This window comes from Streptomyces sp. CB02923 (assembly GCF_001905005.1).
In the GTDB taxonomy this organism is placed as follows: domain Bacteria; phylum Actinomycetota; class Actinomycetes; order Streptomycetales; family Streptomycetaceae; genus Streptomyces.
Genome location: NZ_LWKZ01000025.1, coordinates 247,211 through 262,539 on the forward strand (window position 1 = coordinate 247,211; position 15,329 = coordinate 262,539).

At 69.1% G+C, this 15,329-nt stretch carries 20 protein-coding genes; 9 read left to right on the forward strand and 11 right to left on the reverse strand.

The window, feature by feature from the left end; translation table 11 throughout:
- Positions 1–41: 41 nt before the first annotated feature.
- The 3 genes from A6A06_RS29220 to A6A06_RS29230 all read left to right on the forward strand — a co-directional run bounded on the left by A6A06_RS29220 (position 42) and on the right by A6A06_RS29230 (position 2,305).
- A complete protein-coding gene (locus A6A06_RS29220; RefSeq protein WP_073765084.1) occupies positions 42–1,253 on the forward strand; it encodes a hypothetical protein in 1,212 nt (403 codons plus the stop codon).
- Between the two features lie 153 nt (positions 1,254–1,406).
- Positions 1,407–1,694 (forward strand): hypothetical protein, encoded by a 288-nt coding sequence (locus A6A06_RS29225; protein WP_073765086.1) that lies wholly within the window; start codon positions 1,407–1,409, stop codon positions 1,692–1,694.
- Positions 1,691–2,305, forward strand: coding sequence for a hypothetical protein (locus tag A6A06_RS29230; RefSeq protein ID WP_073765088.1), 615 nt, complete (start codon positions 1,691–1,693; stop codon positions 2,303–2,305). Before A6A06_RS29225 ends, A6A06_RS29230 begins: the two co-directional genes overlap by 4 nt.
- Position 2,306: 1 nt before the next feature.
- On the opposite strand, the gene A6A06_RS29235 is transcribed toward A6A06_RS29230, so the two are convergent.
- Positions 2,307–2,735: a MerR family transcriptional regulator gene (locus A6A06_RS29235; RefSeq protein WP_073765090.1), complete on the reverse strand. Its 429-nt coding sequence runs from the start codon at positions 2,733–2,735 to the stop codon at positions 2,307–2,309.
- A 153-nt stretch (positions 2,736–2,888) separates the two neighbouring features.
- Here A6A06_RS29235 and A6A06_RS29240 point away from each other — a divergent pair, with 153 nt between their 5' ends.
- Together A6A06_RS29240 and A6A06_RS29245 are read left to right on the forward strand one after the other, a co-directional pair.
- On the forward strand, positions 2,889–3,962 hold the full coding sequence (locus tag A6A06_RS29240; protein WP_073765092.1) for an alkene reductase: 1,074 nt from the start codon (positions 2,889–2,891) through the stop codon (positions 3,960–3,962).
- Positions 3,963–4,136: 174 nt separating this feature from the next.
- Complete coding sequence (locus A6A06_RS29245; protein ID WP_242441008.1) at positions 4,137–5,048, forward strand: S1 family peptidase; 912 nt, start codon at positions 4,137–4,139, stop codon at positions 5,046–5,048.
- A gap of 92 nt (positions 5,049–5,140) precedes the next feature.
- Here A6A06_RS29245 and A6A06_RS29250 read toward each other — a convergent pair whose 3' ends face one another.
- The 3 genes from A6A06_RS29250 to A6A06_RS29260 all read right to left on the reverse strand — a co-directional run bounded on the left by A6A06_RS29250 (position 5,141) and on the right by A6A06_RS29260 (position 8,170).
- Positions 5,141–6,415: a papain-like cysteine protease family protein gene (locus A6A06_RS29250; RefSeq protein ID WP_079194434.1), complete on the reverse strand. Its 1,275-nt coding sequence runs from the start codon at positions 6,413–6,415 to the stop codon at positions 5,141–5,143.
- Between the two features lie 105 nt (positions 6,416–6,520).
- Positions 6,521–7,330, reverse strand: coding sequence for a bestrophin-like domain (locus tag A6A06_RS29255; RefSeq protein WP_073765096.1), 810 nt, complete (start codon positions 7,328–7,330; stop codon positions 6,521–6,523).
- A 195-nt stretch (positions 7,331–7,525) separates the two neighbouring features.
- Positions 7,526–8,170, reverse strand: coding sequence for a CatB-related O-acetyltransferase (locus A6A06_RS29260; protein ID WP_075806933.1), 645 nt, complete (start codon positions 8,168–8,170; stop codon positions 7,526–7,528).
- Positions 8,171–8,400: 230 nt separating this feature from the next.
- Here A6A06_RS29260 and A6A06_RS29265 point away from each other — a divergent pair, with 230 nt between their 5' ends.
- Positions 8,401–8,649 (forward strand): hypothetical protein, encoded by a 249-nt coding sequence (locus tag A6A06_RS29265; protein ID WP_073765098.1) that lies wholly within the window; start codon positions 8,401–8,403, stop codon positions 8,647–8,649.
- A 70-nt stretch (positions 8,650–8,719) separates the two neighbouring features.
- On the opposite strand, the gene A6A06_RS29270 is transcribed toward A6A06_RS29265, so the two are convergent.
- Positions 8,720–9,010: a GntR family transcriptional regulator gene (locus A6A06_RS29270; protein WP_242441009.1), complete on the reverse strand. Its 291-nt coding sequence runs from the start codon at positions 9,008–9,010 to the stop codon at positions 8,720–8,722.
- Between the two features lie 155 nt (positions 9,011–9,165).
- Positions 9,166–9,417, reverse strand: a complete 252-nt coding sequence (locus A6A06_RS29275) for a GntR family transcriptional regulator (RefSeq protein WP_443333807.1) — start codon at positions 9,415–9,417, stop codon at positions 9,166–9,168.
- Positions 9,418–9,855: 438 nt separating this feature from the next.
- Between A6A06_RS29275 and A6A06_RS29280 the strand changes: the two genes are divergently transcribed.
- Positions 9,856–10,200, forward strand: a complete 345-nt coding sequence (locus A6A06_RS29280; RefSeq protein WP_073765103.1) for a hypothetical protein — start codon at positions 9,856–9,858, stop codon at positions 10,198–10,200.
- 48 nt (positions 10,201–10,248) lie between these two features.
- Here the strand turns inward: A6A06_RS29280 and A6A06_RS29285 are convergent, their stop codons facing one another.
- The 3 genes from A6A06_RS29285 to A6A06_RS29295 form a co-directional block, all read right to left on the reverse strand.
- Complete coding sequence (locus A6A06_RS29285) at positions 10,249–10,470, reverse strand: hypothetical protein (protein ID WP_073765105.1); 222 nt, start codon at positions 10,468–10,470, stop codon at positions 10,249–10,251.
- Between the two features lie 126 nt (positions 10,471–10,596).
- Entirely contained in the window at positions 10,597–10,998 is a 402-nt protein-coding gene (locus A6A06_RS29290) for a RidA family protein (protein ID WP_073765107.1), read from the reverse strand.
- Positions 10,999–11,015: 17 nt separating this feature from the next.
- The gene (locus A6A06_RS29295) at positions 11,016–12,524 is read right to left on the reverse strand and encodes a monooxygenase (protein ID WP_073765108.1); all 1,509 of its coding nucleotides are present in this window, start codon (positions 12,522–12,524) and stop codon (positions 11,016–11,018) included.
- A 64-nt stretch (positions 12,525–12,588) separates the two neighbouring features.
- On the opposite strand from A6A06_RS29295, the gene A6A06_RS43125 reads away from it, so the two are divergent.
- The gene (locus tag A6A06_RS43125; protein ID WP_274535897.1) at positions 12,589–13,458 is read left to right on the forward strand and encodes a TetR/AcrR family transcriptional regulator C-terminal domain-containing protein; all 870 of its coding nucleotides are present in this window, start codon (positions 12,589–12,591) and stop codon (positions 13,456–13,458) included.
- An 87-nt stretch (positions 13,459–13,545) separates the two neighbouring features.
- Here A6A06_RS43125 and A6A06_RS29310 read toward each other — a convergent pair whose 3' ends face one another.
- The gene (locus A6A06_RS29310; RefSeq protein WP_073765110.1) at positions 13,546–13,959 is read right to left on the reverse strand and encodes a nuclear transport factor 2 family protein; all 414 of its coding nucleotides are present in this window, start codon (positions 13,957–13,959) and stop codon (positions 13,546–13,548) included.
- A gap of 109 nt (positions 13,960–14,068) precedes the next feature.
- Positions 14,069–14,509, reverse strand: coding sequence for a phage tail protein (locus A6A06_RS29315; protein ID WP_073765112.1), 441 nt, complete (start codon positions 14,507–14,509; stop codon positions 14,069–14,071).
- Between the two features lie 339 nt (positions 14,510–14,848).
- Between A6A06_RS29315 and A6A06_RS29320 the strand changes: the two genes are divergently transcribed.
- Positions 14,849–15,322: a MarR family winged helix-turn-helix transcriptional regulator gene (locus A6A06_RS29320; protein WP_073765114.1), complete on the forward strand. Its 474-nt coding sequence runs from the start codon at positions 14,849–14,851 to the stop codon at positions 15,320–15,322.
- The last annotated feature ends 7 nt before the right edge of the window (positions 15,323–15,329 follow it).

The following is a 15,329-nucleotide window of genomic DNA, read 5'->3' on the forward strand; positions in this document are numbered from 1 at the left end:
ACGAGCGGCGGACGCGCGACGCCCCGAGACGGGGAACAGCAGTGTCAGGGTTCCAGGCGCCTCCGCAGGGTGACTTCCACAGTTACGCGAGCCTCACGGCCAAGCAGGCCGACCACCTCGGCGACATCGACCACTACAGCAGTACGCACTGCGCCGACGTCGACGGGCTCGACGGCCTGTTGCTGCCGCTGCGCCTGGCGGTCCCCTCGGCCGCCCACTTCTATTCCGGTAAATTCGCCCAGTGCCATCGCGGCATGGGTGTCATCGAGGACAAGATTCACCGCACCAGCGCCGATTACACGAAGGCCGATCAGCAGGCCATGTCGGACCTGCACACGATCTATCCCGGCGCCATCTCCCACTTTCCGGACATCGGGGCAATTCCCGGCGCCGCCAGGGCCGGGAACTTCAACGACGCGGCGGTGTCGCTCAAAGAGCCGGCCAGCGCCGAAGAAGCCACGTCGAAGAACATTCACCACCAGCTCCTCGCGCTCGGCACAGGCAGCGAACTGCGTACGGCGGACAAGGTGTTCAAGTTCTTCACCGGCCAGAGCCTGGTCGAGCTGCTCATCAAGCCACTGTCCGGCGACTACGGCCGGCTCCTCTACCTGCACAGTGCCTACGACACCCTCGCGGACGCCGCCTACACCGTGGCCGGAACCCTGCGAAAGGGCTCCTGGGCGCTCGGAGGCGAATGGAAGGGGCCGACGGCGACCGCGTTCGACTCGTACCTCTTCCGGTGGACGATGGGAATCGGCGGGGTCGGCGACGCCGCCAAGTCGACGGCCACCGCGTTCAAGGTCGGGTACGACGCCGTCATGGTCCTCGTGCACCAGGCGTTGCGCGAGATCAACCGCCTCGTCAACGAGGAGATCAAACAGCTGGTGGAGCAGGGGGCCGAGATGGCGGCGGGCGATGCCACCATCGAAGCCGTCGGGCTCGGCCCGGAAGACCCGGTGGCGGACGTGGCGGCGGGCATCTACTCGGCCTACAAGCTCTACAAGATGTACAAAATCATCAGCCGGATCGTCACGGGCATCACCATCGTCGAAGGCATCTACAAGGCGATCCGCGCAGCGGTGAAAACCATCGTGGAAGGCGTCGAGAAGGTCCAGGAAGCCATGGACTCGCCCATGCCGACCGTGGGCAGCCTGATCGACGACGTGGAGCGGCGCGGTTTCGAGTTCGAGAAGAGCGGCGGCTGGAGCGCCACCGCGGGCGCCGCCCGTATCGGCATGCTGCCGTCGGCGTAACCGGCCCGCGCTCTTCCCGGCATAACCGGCTCGTACCCCTCCCGGCATAGGCGGCCCGTGCTCATCCCCGACCCACCTGCCACCGCCCACCGAAATCACGCCCACCCGAATAAACCGCCCACGCAACAACCGACCGGCCCCCCGGAGGCCCCTGTGGCGTCACACGCCCCCACTCACCGACCCCAAACCGCGTACGCCCCGGACCCCGCCCCGGACCCCGCCTTCGACGAGCAGTTGGACGCGACGGACCGCCTCGGCGACGAACTGCTGGACAACAAGACCACCCGGCAGGAAGAAGTGACCGCCGAAATCTACGAACAGTTGCACGCCGGTTCACAGGTCGACGACATCAAACACCTCATCGCCCGTCTGAGCCGCGTCGCGAAGAGCGACGAGGCCGACCGGACCCAGGGCGGACGCGCCGCCGGTGGCCGTTCATGAATTCCTCGCTCGCCCTGGACGCCTTCACCGTCACAGCGGAATACGGACGCTCGCACACCACGTTCCTCGTGCACGCGGAGGGGCAGCGGGAACCGGCCGCCCGCATGCACAGGGACGCCGCCTATGACGGGCTTCGTCCCTATGAGGTGCGTACCGGCCCGGAATTCTCGGAGATCGCCGGATACGTCAACGACTTCAAGGCTTTCACACCCGAGCGCGCCGAACTGGGTTCGGTGGCCCACAAGCAGCGCACCACCGGCCCCGATTCCTGGACATTCACCCAGCACGGCCTGGGCGAACTGACCGGGCTGCCGGAAGGAGCCGGGGCCAAGGTACGCCACGGCTCACTCCTCCGCATGGCCTTCGACGCGACCCGGACCAATGCGGTTCTCTCCCACCGCCTGCGCTTTTCCTCGCCCGCTTCGCCCGCTTCCGAGGGTTTCGCGTTCGTCCGCCACACCGGCATCCGCGCCCGCTATTCGGTGGAGGTGCACGATCCCCGCGTGGACCGGCTGCTCGTTCTCGCCTGCATCGCCCACTACAACCGTTTCGTCGCGGCGGACCCCCGGCAGTTCACTTCCACACTCACCGCGAACCCGTTCAAGAACTAGTTCAAGAACCGGCGGAAGCAGGCGACCGCAACCCCTCGGTGCAAGAGCCGGCCCTGCTGACGGCCCCCTGCCGCAATGACTCACGATGGGCCCGCGACGCATCCATCATGCCGTCGAGAGTGTCCCGGGCCTGCTGAAGATCTTCGATCTGAGCCGTGATCCTGTCGCGTTCGCGGCCCATCCGCTCCAGGGCCGCATCGGAGTTGTGCGCACTCGGGCTCTCGGCGCACGGCAGGAGTTCGACGATGGTGCGGCTGGACAGGTTGGCCGCGTACAGGCTCTGGATGAAGTGGACGCGGTCGATGTCGCGCTCCGCGTAACGCCGCTGCCCGCCGGCGCTGCGGGTGCTGGCGAGCAGTTCCTGTTCCTCGTAGTAGCGCAGTGATCGCACGCTGACTCCGGTACGCGCCGCGAGTTCCCCGATGCGCACGGCCACCTCCTCGCCGGTCCCCGGGTCGCCACCTCGCGTGAGCGACGTCACACGAACCGGCGACGTTTCCGACTTGAACCTGACATGGATGTCAGATTTTAGCGTAGTGCTGCGCCTCGACAGTCCGGGGCGCGACGCACGAAGGAGACCCGGATGCCGTCCCTGTTCAGCAGCTACCAGCTCGGCGGACTGACCCTGCCCAACCGGACCGTCATGGCCCCGATGACCCGCGTCAGGGCCGCCGCCGGCGGTCTGGCCACCCCCGCGATGGCGACCTACTACGCGCAGCGGGCCACGGCCGGTCTGATCATTTCGGAGGGCGTCCAGCCCAGCCTCGTCGGCCAGTCCAACCCGGGCACGCCCGGTCTGCACACCGACGAACAGACGGCCTCCTGGCGGCAGGTGACCGACGCCGTGCATGTCAACGGCGGCCGCATCTTCGCCCAGATCATGCACGGCGGCCGGGTATCGCACCACGAGACCACGGGCTTCCAGCCGGTCGGCCCGTCGGCCGTACCCGGCGTGGGCGATGTCTTCACGCCGAGCGGCCCGCAGCCCCTGCCCGTACCCCGGGCCCTGGAGACCGAGGAGGTGCCGGAGCACGCCCGTTCCTACGCGGACGCCGCCCGCCGCGCCGTCGACGCGGGCTTCGACGGCGTCGAACTGCACGGCGCCAACGGCTACCTGATCTCCCAGTTCCTGTCGTCCAACGCCAATCTGCGCGATGACTGCTACGGCGGCTCGGTCACCAACCGGATCCGGTTCGCCGTCGAGGCGACCGCCGCCACCGTCGAGGCCGTGGGCGGCGCCCGTACGGGTATCCGCCTGTCACCCGGCGGCGGCATCTGGGGCGTGGAGGAGAACGACGCCACCGAGCTGAACATCGCTCTGCTGCGGGAACTGGCCCACCTCGACCTGGCCTACGTGCACCTGGAGGCCACCGCGGACGACGACGTACTCCTCCAACTGCGCAAGACGTGGCAGGGCACCCTGATCGTCAACCCCACCATGCCCACCGGCCCCCGCCAGACCGGGCTGTCCGAGGCCGAGCAGTGGCTGGACAACGGCGCCGAGCTGATCAGCTTCGGACGCGGCTTCATCGCCAACCCGGACCTGGTCGAACGCCTGCGCGCGGGCCTGCCCATCGCGCCCGTCGACCAGGCCACCTTCTACCAGGGCGGCGACGCCGGATACCTCACCTACCCCGCCTACCATCACACGGCCTGACCCGGCACCTCCACCCCCTACCGAGGGTGCGGGCCCACCCCGAGACCGCGTCAGGGTCCGTCACCCCGCAGGCTGACCTCCGGCCACGACCAAAAGCTGACTACTCCCGCCCGCCCTCGCACTATCTTCAACTCCTGTCACCACATTCGAACAGACAGGAAGCGGGGGCGGGTCATGGGATCGAAGCAGCAGCGGGGTACACGTCTGGGGGCGGTGCTCGGTTCGCTCGTCATGACTGCCGTGGTGGCCACGGTCACCACCGTAGGCATTTCCAGTCCGGCCCAAGCCATGTCCGGAGGTACGGAGTTACCCCGGCCCGGGGCCGCACCCTGGCTCGCGACGCTGGCGGTCAAGGGTGACGGCCCGCTGCTGAAGCGGGCGTCGTGCGGGGGCGTGCTCGTCGCACCCGACCGGGTGCTCACGGCGGCCCACTGCCTGGCCGGGGCCGACGTGACGGCCTTCGAAGTACACCTCGGTTCCTCGATCCTCTCCGAGGACCCGGGCACGCTGCGGAACGTACGCAGCGCCACCCTCCACCCCCGCTACAAACTCCTGCCGTCCCCCGCCGACCCGCAGGACCCCGACAAGTCCTCCGCGGCCTACGACTTGGCGGAGATCCGGCTCAGCTCCCCGGTGAGCGGAGTCGCGCCGCTCCCCGTCGCGAAGCACCGGCCGCGCCCCGGCACCCCCGTATCGATCTTCAGTCACGGCATGACCGCGGCGGAACCGTCCCACCCCGGCCAGGAGATACGCGGCGACGTGCTGCGCCGCGGCGACCTCACCGTACGGAGCCACCAGCAGTGCGCCGCCCAGACACCGGCGGTGGTGGACGAGACGTCCGTCTTCTGCGCCCGGGACCCGCGGGCCGGTCGCGCGGGCCGCACCCCCACCACCATGTGCGAGGGAGACAGCGGAAGCCCGCTGCTGGCGTGGGGGCGGCGCGGCCCCGAACTGACCGGCATCTTCAGCTTCGCCGGGGAGACGGCCGGGAAGGTCTGCGGTCAGCCGGCGGACGCGGCGTTCGCGGACGTACCGGCCCTGCTGCCGGAACTGCGCGCCGCCGCGCACACGGGAAGCCGCACATGAACCGGCGACGGCAGAAGAAGCTGGCCAAGCGGCTGGTGTCGGCGGCGCTGTTCGACGGGCCCGCCGAGGTGGCCTGACCGGCCCTTTCCCCCCTAAAGGGCCGGAACGGACAACGTTCCCTCGGATACTCCCTTGAGGGCATAGGTCCACGAGAAGGAGGCATTGTCGACGTAGTAAGCGAAGGGCGCCCAGTTGTAACGGTAGGAGGTGAACCAGGGGTCGCCCCAGAAGATCTGCCGGCCGCGCTCGTCGTAACCGAAGATGACCTCGATGTGGCCGCCACCCCGCTTCCAGCCGATGCGGGTGATGACCGGTCGCCCCGCGTCGATCTCTTCCTTGATCTCCTCGAACGACATCGGACCGTAGGTCGTGCGGCCTCCGTTGAGGCCCATGGTGCTGAACGCCCGGGAGTCGGCCCCGAGATCGTTGGGCAGATTCGGGCAGCTGGGGTCGTTCAGGTTTTCGTCGAGGCGCTTACCGAAGGCAAGGTTGCAGAACTGCGTCTGGGTGTACGCCCTGTGCCAGAAGTCCGCTACGGTGTCGCCGCTCGCGGCCCAGCACCACTGATTGCGCTCCTGCTCCTGCATGTCGATGTCCAGGATCCTCCCGGTCGAGGAACGCGGGCGGATGTTGCTGCCCTGGACGGGGACGACGGCGCGGCGCGCCCGCACGGGCGGCTGTCGGTCGGCGCTCCTGCCGGGACCGACGTGGACCAGGGCGGCCTTCACGCGGAACACCGGGTTGTTGTTCAGCAGGTCGAAGTCGGCCCAGCTGTAGCGCGGCGCGGAGGGCCAGGAGTCGGTCCAGTACACCCACTTCTGTTTCGCGTTGTAGCCGTGGACGACAATGGTGTGGGACAGCGCCCCTTTTCTCGACTCGGCCTGGAGCAGCACCGGGCGGCCTGCGTCGAGCTCCGCGCGCAGCTGACCGAAGGTGAGCCCCTGCGTGAGCAGCCTGCTGCCGCGGAATCCGGTGTTGTCCAGGATCCGCTGTACGTCGTGAAGGTCACCGTCCCGCTTCGGGCAGGGGCTCCGCAGCGGCTGCCGGGACATGTTGCACAGCTGCTCCTGGGTGTAGCGGCGGCCGTAGTAGTCGGTGACGGTGGCGGCCGCCGCCACCCAGTCCCAGGCGGGGTCCTGCTGAGGAAAGTGCCGGACGTGCAGAACCCGCGAATGGTCCCGGTCCGCCGCAGGGGCGTCGGTCCAGGTATCGCTCCGGTGAACAATCCGGTCCGGCTGTGGTTCGGTGCTCGCCGCGGCATCCGGTACGGGCGCGGCGTCTGCTGCGGCCTGGGCCGTCAGCGAGGCCAGCACTACAAGGAGCGCGGCGCACATTCTGGAGCCGGGCCGCCATGCACTGCGCCTCATCTGAGCTCCCTGATGTGGTGTCGGGAGGTTACAGACATAACCCGCATCGCGAACTGCCACGCAACGCTGTGGGCCATCTGACGTATCGCCCGCACAGCGGCCGGACTAGGCGCCGCGGGTCTTCTTGTGGCCGTGGCTGTCACAGGGCAGTTCGGCGCCGGTATGGCCGGAGTCGAAGGCGCGGGTGGCTTGCTGTTCGACGTCGGTGATGGCGGCAGAGCCTACGGAGATGGCTCCGCCGAAGGGCCTCTCGGCGTCGTGGACGAGCAGCAAGGTGGCCGTGAGCAGGGCGGTCACCATGGCCAGGGTGGCGAGCTGGGGCCGGTTGTTGCGCCTGGGGATGCACAGGCACAGGGACATGATGGTGATGGCGAGCAGGACGAGCATGAACCAGTAGACCGCCCAGGGGACCGCCGGGGTCGACTCCGCCAGTCGCGTCTGGCGGGCCTTGGCCCGGCTGTCGTCCGCCGCGACGAGCATGCCGAAGGTGCCCTGCCCCGGGCCGATGTCCTTGAAGACGGTGCGCAGGTCGGTGGTCCAGGCGCTGGGCACCGCGGAGTCCTCGCCGTGGGACATGGCCGGCCATTCGAAGTGGCGTACCGCCCGGGTGTAGCAGACGACATCGGCCTGCACCCGGCGGCGCTGGGCGGCGTCCGGCACGAAATCGGCCACCTCCACGAGGTGGTCCACCGCGTTGGCCTCGCTGTGCACGGCTTCTTGCGCCTTGTGGTACGAGGTGGCGGCGGTGGCCAGGATGAAGGCGAGGATCAGCACGGTCAGCGTCTGCACCGGGCTGATCAGGTCCTGCACCGACAGGCCCGAGTCGTCGGCGTCCGAATCCCTGCGGCGCAGGAAGTGGTGGGCGATCATGCCGAGGAGCAGGGCGATCACGGCCACCACGATGGTGACGATCATGAGTGCGTCTCCGGGAGCGGGGTCAGGGCTCGACGCCGGCGGTCTCTTTTCCTCGGTGCCTTTGCCTGAGAATGCCGACCGGCATGCGAGCCCGTCCCCCCTGCCACCCGTACGAGGGGCACTTCTGGGCTCCCTGGAGGTACCGTCCCCGAGGGGGCGTCCTGTAGGAGATACCGCTAGGAGATACCGCTACGGCTACTCCTCCGGGACCACCGCCGCCAGTTCCTCCACCGTCCCGGACATGATCGTCCGGACATGCTCGGTGATGTGTTCGGCCGGCCAGTCCCACCAGGCCAGTTCGAGCAGCCGCGCGATGTCCGCCTCGTCGTAGCGGCGGCGGATCAGCTTGGCGGGGTTGCCGCCGACGATGCCGTAATCGGGTACGTCGTCCACGACCACGGCCCCGGAGGCGATGACCGCGCCGTGCCCGATCCGTACGCCGGGCATGACCATCGACCGGTAGCCGAACCACACATCGTTGCCGATCACGGTGTCGCCCTTGCCCGGCAGCCCGCTGATCAGGTCGAAGTGATCGGCCCAGGACCCGCCCATGATGGGGAACGGAAACGTCGAGGGCCCGTCCATCCGGTGGTTGGCCCCGTTCATGATGAACCGCACCCCCTCCCCCAGCGCACAGAACTTCCCGATGACGAGCTTCTCGGGCCCGTAGTGGTACAGCACGTTGCGCGTCTCGAACGCGGTCGGATCGTCCGGATCGTCGTAGTACGAGAAGTCGCCGACCTCGATCAGCGGCGAGGTGACGAGGGGCTTGAGCAGCACCACTCGCGGCTGTCCCGGCATCGGGTGGACGACGTTCGGATCGGCGGGGGTCAGTGGCATGGGGCGGCGCCCTCTCATAGGGGGATGGGGTACGGGTAGCGGATCGCGACCCCCGCATGATCCCAATCGACACGGTCGTGTACGACCGAATAACCCCTCACGGCGGTCACCGCGGACCCCGATGCCGCCCGACACGGCCGGGTGACCGTCAGCTGTCAGGAGTGCCGTACGGCCAGGCGGTGGCGTCCAATGGGCGCGAGGCACCCGTTGTTCTGCGCGAGGACGTACACATGAGCATCGAATCGTCCGACTACAGCGACGGCGTCAATCCGGAGCACGCTCTGAAGTACGCGGTCCAGCATGTTCGCGGCGACCGGGTCCAGGTCGTCGAGGGAGTCATCGAGCCGATGTCACCGCCCTGGGCCGACGAAACCGCCGCCGACAGTCTCCGTAAGCAGCTCAGCGCCGTCGGAACCCGACACCGACACCGACCGAATCGTCAAACGTCGCCGCTACGGATCTGCACCCCGGCCGGATAGGCCCCATTGGCGTTGCGTTCCCGGGGCACGACGACCTGTTTCCACCTCGATCGCGACGGGTCGAACTCCGTCATGTGTCTTTCTCAGCCCCTGCTGACCGTGCCACCGGCACCTCAGTGCACTTCGCCGGCCGCCTCTTGGAGACGAAGGACCCGATTCCCGGCTCGGTGTAGATCAAGCCCTCAGCGCGCAACCCACGGTGCACCTTCTGGCCTGTGGACGTGGAGATGCCGAACTCGCCCAATATCTCGACCACCGACGGAACGCGCGTGCCGGGCGCATAGCTGCCGTCCTCGATGCGCTGCCGGATGATGCGGGCGACCTGACGCCAGCGGGGCTCGTCGGGAGCAAAGTCGATCACACCGACAAAGTAGGTAGGCCCATGCATGCCGGGCAAGCCGTTCCATGCCTGAATATGGCAGGCAAAGTGCAGTACGGGAAGGTAGACGGAGGGACGGCGTCCGTACGCTCACATACCGGCAAACGAGCGCCTTGAGCAGGCACGACGCGTCGCTGTCAGCTCTCGTCGGCCGATTCTTCCGGGCGGTGCTCGATCACGAACGACCCCATACCCGGCGTGGTGATGATGAGCCCGTCCCTCCTGAGGGCGGCGGTCACCTTCCGGACCGTCACGCGCGCGACGCCGAACTCCTCCTCCATCTTCACTTCGGAGATGAGGTGGCGCGGAGGGTAGGCCCCGCTCGCGATCCGCTCTCGAATCACATCGGTGATCTGCATCCACTTGGGCCGCGTCGGGTCGAACTCCATCACGAACGGAACTCTACGCATGGGTAACTAGCTCGGCATAGATGCGGGCGTAGGTGCCTAGGTGTATACAGGAACTCATAGGCCATCCAGAACGAGCAGAGATGAACCCCCGGCGACCGCTGCAACGGTCCCGGGGCGTGGCCAACGCTGCCCAAACGAAAAGAGCGTCGACGTGCACCACCGTATCCGCCGCGTTGCGGCCTGGCTGAGGTATCGCCTCACGCCGCCAGTGTCTGCCCCCGTCACTACCCTTCGCGCGCCCGCGCGCCCCGTCGGCGCCCCGCAGCCACGGGCCGCTTCCCGCCCGCTCGACACTCCCCTCGACGGCGACGCCTCCCGCCTCGTGCGCCCGTACCTGGCCGCCCACGAAGTGCGAGTCCACGCCCAGCAAGCCCGCCGCGTCGCGCGGCTTCGCACGCTTCGTGGGGAGTTCGCCGCGTGAGCGCGGGAGAGGGGGCCGTACCGGGTGTGCGGCTGCTGCCCTGGTCGCAGGAGGGCGGGAAGCAGTGTCTTCTGTCGACGGACGGTGACGGGCCCGTGTCGCGGCTCGCGGATGAGATGGAGGCGGCGCAGCTCGACATGGGTACGGAGCTGCTCGACCACGCCGGGGCGATGCTGGGCGAGCCGGACGCATCGGCCGGTGAACTGCGCTTTCTCGCCAACCGGTTGGTCGAGGCGCTGCACGACGCGCTGCGGGTCGCCGACAGCCGAGGTCGGCGGGTGCCCGGCCTTGGCGTGGGGAGCGGAAAGGGGTTCGTCGGCCGCTTGGCCGCGGCCGAGTGAGGGAGCGTCAGGACGGCGCGTACGGGACGCGCGGCCGGGTGCCTACGGTCAGCTCAGCGCGAGCCACGCCGCCGCGACGACGACCGCGACCGCGACGATCACGCCGACGATGACGCCGATGCGGGGACCGCCGGACGACTGCTGCTGCACCGCTGCCCGGCGGCTGCCGGGCTCGGGGGCGCCGCCCTCGTCCACGAAAGCGCGGAACATCTGCGTGTTGCCGGCTGGGTCCTGCTGGCCGTTGGCCGGGTTCTGCTGGTAGTTCGCCATAGGCCAGGACACTAGCGAACCTCGCAAGGGCGGCACACCCCTGGGCCTCGTGCGTCACAGCACAGTTGCGGCGTTCCGCTCCCCGTTACGTATACGTACGGGGAGCGGCCCGTGGCCCCGTGGCCCCTACCGCGCCCGGAGCGCCGCGACCACCTCGACCTCCAGCAGGTACTCCGGTGCGAAGAGGGCGGATACGCCCACCAGCGTGCTGGCAGGCGCCTGCGTGGTGCCCGCCCGCAGCGGGGTGAAGATGCCGGGCAGCAGTTCGGGGCGGTAGTTCACCACGTAGACGGTCTCTTTGACGATGTCGTCCCGGGTGGCGCCGACCGCCGCGAGGACCGCGTCGATGTTGCGCGCTATTTGAGCAGCTTGAGCCGCGTGGTCGCCGGACCCGACGGGGCGCCCTTCGGCGTCCCAGGCGACCTGGCCCGAGAGATGCGCCAGCCGTACGCCGTCGGTGACGACGACTTGGCTGATCGACGGGGCCGGGCGGTGCACGGCGGACGGGTTGACGCGTTGCAGCGGCACGACGAGCCTTCCGCGTCTCAGGAGGGCGTTCCGGCCCAGGCCGTCAGCGCCTCGCGTCGCTCGGCGCGGCGGGTCCGGAGGTCGGTGGTGCGGGTGGCCCAGGCGACATGGCCGTCGGGGCGTACGAGGATTTCGGTCACGTCGGCCAGCTCCGCGTGGTCGTCACGGCCGGTGACGGTGACGGAGGTGACGCGTGTGCCCCAGCCCGGGGTCACGGCTGCCTCAAGGTCCGGATCGCCCGCGAGGTCGAGGTGTACGTACCGGCCTGCGGGGAGGAGTTCGTACACCCGTATCGCCTCCGACCCGGTGGCGGTCAGGCCGATGTCGGGCATGCGGCGCCCCACCAGGGGGTCGGCGCCGGGTGCGGTGGGCGGATACGCCGTACCGAGCGCGGAGACCCAGGCGGCGAGGGTGCGGTTGACCTCCTTCATGCCGAGGAGGTCGTCGAGGAGTTTGCGCAGGGCGGCGCCCGGACGCTGGTACCGGGGTACGAGCGTCAGCTCCGCCAGCAGGGTCTGGATCTCGGTGTTCTCGGTGACGGACTGCCCGACGGGGCGGCGTTCCGCGTCGTACGTGTCGAGCAGGCCCGGCGGTGCCCAGCCGTTGACTTCGGCGGCCAGTTTCCAGCCGAGGTTCATGGCGTCCTGGAGGCCGGTGTTCAGGCCCTGGCCCGCCGCGGGGAAGTGGATGTGGGCGGCGTCGCCCGCCAGCAGGACGCGGCCGGAGCGGTAGCTCTCCGCGAGCCGGGTGGCGTTGCCGAAGCGGGAGAGCCAACGGGGTTCGGCGACGCCGCAGTCGGAGCCGCAGATTCGGGTCAGGGACGTACGGAACTCCTCCAGGGTCACGGGCTCACCGGCCGGGACCCGCAGCCGCTCCGGGTCGATGAGGGCGAACCGGATCACGCCGCCCTCCAGCGGCACGGCCAGCACGCCCCCCGCGCGAGCGGTGTCGAGGGCGGCGGGGTCGGTGACCGCGAAGTCACCGAGCATGCCGGTGAGGGTTTCGTCCGTCCCCGGGAAGGCGATTCCGGCGTTCTGCCGTACGACGCTGCGTCCGCCGTCGCAGCCGACGACGTAACGGGTCCGTATCGTCGCGACGTCGCCGTCCCGGCCGCGCACCTTCACGTCGACCCCGTCGGCGTCCTGGCCCAGCCCGGCGACCTCGTACCCGCGCTCGATCTCGACGCCCAGCTCGCGCGCCCGCTCCGCCAGCAGCGTCTCGGTCTGCGCCTGGGCGAGGAAGAGGGTGTAAGCGTGCCGGGAGTCGAGTACGGAGAAGTCCAGGTGGGTGGGGAGCTGGGCGAAGTGCCAGCCGGGCACGGTCCGGCCGAGCGGGAGAAAGCGGTCGAGCAGCCCGCGCTGGTCCATCAGCTCCACGCTGCGCGGGTGCAGGCTGAGCGCCCGGGAGTCGCGCTGCGGTGCGGTACGGCGCTCCAGGACGCGGGTGCGTACGCCCGCCAGTGCCAGTTCGCAGGCGAGCATCAGGCCGGTCGGGCCCGCGCCCACAACGATCACATCGACGTTCATCGGGGTGGTCCTCCCTAATTAATGAACAGCGTTCACGTGAACGGCGTTCACTATAGTGAGGCGTATGAGTTCCCCGTCAAGTCCGTCCCGTGGCCGGCCCGCTCGACTCGACCGCACGCGCACCCTGGAAACAGCCCTTGACCTGCTGAATCAAGCAGGCCTCGACGCGTTGACCATGAGGCGGCTCGCCGATGCGATGGGCGTACAGGCAGGCGCCCTGTACCGCTATTTCGCGACGAAGCAGGAGCTGCTGACCGCCATGGCGGAACGCATGCTGGAGGGCGCCGCCGAGGCGGCCCTAACGGGGTGCGGCGGCGACTGGAGCGAGCGCCTGGCCGCCCTCGCCCGCACCGAGCGCGCCGCCCTGCTCGCCCACCGCGACGGGGCGCGCGTATACGCCGGTACGCACTCGACCGGGGCGAACACCCTGGGCTTCGCCGAAGCGCTCGTGGGAGTACTGCGCGACGCGGGATTCGCCGACGACGCCGCGGCGCGGGCGCTCTACACGGTGGTCAACTTCACCGTGGGCCACACCTTGGAGGAGCAGGCGGCTCTTCAGGGTCAGGGGGAGCAGGTGGCTCTTCAGGGGGATGGTGGGAAGACGGGCCAACCGGGGCAATCGGGGCAGCCAGGGGGCACAGAGGCCTCGGTAGCCCCCGAAGGCGCGGAGACCACAGAAGCCCCGGGAGCCCACAAAGCACCGGGAGCCCCGGGAACCCCCGGAGCCCCCAGAACCCCGGCGCACACAGGAGCCCCCGGAGGATCAGAAAGCCCGGGAGTCCTCCGCGACGCGGTGACGGCAGGGGCGTACCCCCACCTCGGCGCCGCCCTCCCCACCCTCACCAGCACGGACTTCACCCGCCTCTTCGAGTACGGCCTCGACCTCCTCGTCGAGGGCCTGCGGGCGCGGCACGCCCCGCCGGCCTCGGAGTGACGGCGGCAGCCGGTGCGCCAGGCCATGCACCAGGCCATGCGCCAGACCACGGCGCGGACCGCATCGCACCGGCTGCCCCGGCAGGCATCAGCTCGCGTGCGCCCCGCGGGGGAAGGTCGGGGTAAGGACGCGGCTGGCGAACTTCCAGCCGCCGCCGACCCGGACGTACCGGTCGTCGTACTTGACGTGGACGCGGTCATAGCTGCCGTCGGTGCTCACGAACTCGACGAGACAGTGGACGCTGCCTGCACCGTGGTCGCCGTCGATGCCGGTGGTCAGGTGGTTGAACATCACGTGGATGACGTGCGGGAAGCCGTCCATGAGCTTGCCGAAGTAGGCACGGATCGCCGCGTGGCCCTCGAACAGGCCGAAGCCGGTCCCGGTCTCGTCCAGGATGCCGTCCTCGGCCCAGCAGTCGACCGCCTCGTCGAGGCACCTGCTGTCGAAAGCAATCGCGTAGCGGCTGTTGAGGTCCTGGATCTCGGCACGGTCGTCTGTCATGCACGGATCGTAGGGCGGCGATCATCGACGCGGTCAAGGCCGGTCGGGGCCGGTCGGGGCCGGTCGGGGCACGCAAGGGGCGCGCAAGGGTCACGGCAGAGTTCGATCGCTACTCGACAGTGATGTCCTCATACGTGATCGTCACCTGTTCCGTCGCAGACCCGGAGCCGGAGGCCCCGAACGAGGGCCCCTCCCAGCGGGACGCCCAGGCATTGCTGAGGTGAATGCGGCGAACGGTCTGCTTCTTCGCGTCCTTCAGAGCGATCGTGATGCTCCGGCGGGTGGTGTCGGGGTCGGTATCGACCAGAGTGGCCCTGATCCAGTCGGTGAACGCGGTGCTCTTGTCCATGCCACGGGTGATCGTGATCTCGCCGGTCCTGCGTGCGCCCGGCTGCTTGCGACGGATCAGTTCACCGGTCGGTGAGACCTGCCGGATTTCGACGACGTCCTGCTCCAGTTGCAGCCCCGATACGGACTGGACGGTCTCGACCGCGCCCTCGCCCAATTCGATGGCGAAGGTGCTGCTGCTGAACGAGTCACCGGTCAACATGATGTACGCCTCCCACTGCCCATGGCTGGATGGCCAGGAGGCGCACCCGCCCTCCGCCCGGCCCTTATGTGCCTAACGCCACGAGCGCAGAGGGGTCACATGATCCGCCGGACGGGACCGGGGCGCCCGCTCCCCCCTCACCGTCGTAGCGGCCTCGGCCCGAACCCGCCGACAGAGCCTCCACCAGCGCCTTTACACCACCCCCGCACCCCCTTGACCGTCGATCTTGTCAACCTTTTGGGTTCTTTTACCTTCCGCCCCTGCAGAATCGTTTGCCTTCAGCAACCAAGTGGTTCTACGGTTGCTCAAGGCAACAAAAGAAGAAGTGCGGAGGTGCCCATGGCCGCTCAGAGTCAGTACGAGGAGCTGGCCCGGCAGCTCAGTGCCATCGGTGCCGTCAAGCGTGAGATGGGGCGGATTCTGCCGCCCGACTGCCCGCCCGCCTCGGCCGGTGTGCTCACCCTGCTCGACCGGTACGGCGAGATGCGGATGAGCAAGCTGGCGGAGCTGCTCGCGATCGACATGTCGGTCACGAGCCGGCACGTGGCCCACGCCGCCGAGCGCGGCTGGATCGAGCGGGAGCCCGACCCTCAGGACAAGCGGTCGCGGCTGCTGCGGCTGACACCGAGCGGCAGGCTGCTCCTCGCGGAGCTCTCCGAGCGCTACACAGCATCACTCGCCCGGTATCTGGACGACTGGTCCGACAGCGACGTCGGCCGTCTCAACGAACTGCTCGCCAGGCTCCGTACGAGCTTCGGCGACTGCCGTACCCGGGCGCATCACGAATCCACCACCCGCACACCCGCGGAATGAAAAGGAA

What these genes read in the sequence shown, in the direction of transcription:
- A6A06_RS29230 (WP_073765088.1), top strand. Translation starts at nt 1,691, where the DNA reads ATGAATTCCTCGCTCGCCCTGGACGCCTTCACCGTCACAGCGGAATAC.
- A6A06_RS29240 (WP_073765092.1), top strand. Translation starts at nt 2,889, where the DNA reads ATGCCGTCCCTGTTCAGCAGCTACCAGCTCGGCGGACTGACCCTGCCC.
- A6A06_RS29245 (WP_242441008.1), top strand. Translation starts at nt 4,137, where the DNA reads ATGGGATCGAAGCAGCAGCGGGGTACACGTCTGGGGGCGGTGCTCGGT.
- A6A06_RS29250 (WP_079194434.1), bottom strand. Translation starts at nt 6,415, where the DNA reads ATGAGGCGCAGTGCATGGCGGCCCGGCTCCAGAATGTGCGCCGCGCTC.
- A6A06_RS29255 (WP_073765096.1), bottom strand. Translation starts at nt 7,330, where the DNA reads ATGATCGTCACCATCGTGGTGGCCGTGATCGCCCTGCTCCTCGGCATG.
- A6A06_RS29260 (WP_075806933.1), bottom strand. Translation starts at nt 8,170, where the DNA reads ATGCCACTGACCCCCGCCGATCCGAACGTCGTCCACCCGATGCCGGGA.
- A6A06_RS29265 (WP_073765098.1), top strand. Translation starts at nt 8,401, where the DNA reads ATGAGCATCGAATCGTCCGACTACAGCGACGGCGTCAATCCGGAGCAC.
- A6A06_RS29275 (WP_443333807.1), bottom strand. Translation starts at nt 9,417, where the DNA reads ATGGAGTTCGACCCGACGCGGCCCAAGTGGATGCAGATCACCGATGTG.
- A6A06_RS29285 (WP_073765105.1), bottom strand. Translation starts at nt 10,470, where the DNA reads ATGGCGAACTACCAGCAGAACCCGGCCAACGGCCAGCAGGACCCAGCC.
- A6A06_RS29295 (WP_073765108.1), bottom strand. Translation starts at nt 12,524, where the DNA reads ATGAACGTCGATGTGATCGTTGTGGGCGCGGGCCCGACCGGCCTGATG.
- A6A06_RS43125 (WP_274535897.1), top strand. Translation starts at nt 12,589, where the DNA reads ATGAGTTCCCCGTCAAGTCCGTCCCGTGGCCGGCCCGCTCGACTCGAC.
- A6A06_RS29310 (WP_073765110.1), bottom strand. Translation starts at nt 13,959, where the DNA reads ATGACAGACGACCGTGCCGAGATCCAGGACCTCAACAGCCGCTACGCG.
- A6A06_RS29315 (WP_073765112.1), bottom strand. Translation starts at nt 14,509, where the DNA reads ATGTTGACCGGTGACTCGTTCAGCAGCAGCACCTTCGCCATCGAATTG.
- A6A06_RS29320 (WP_073765114.1), top strand. Translation starts at nt 14,849, where the DNA reads ATGGCCGCTCAGAGTCAGTACGAGGAGCTGGCCCGGCAGCTCAGTGCC.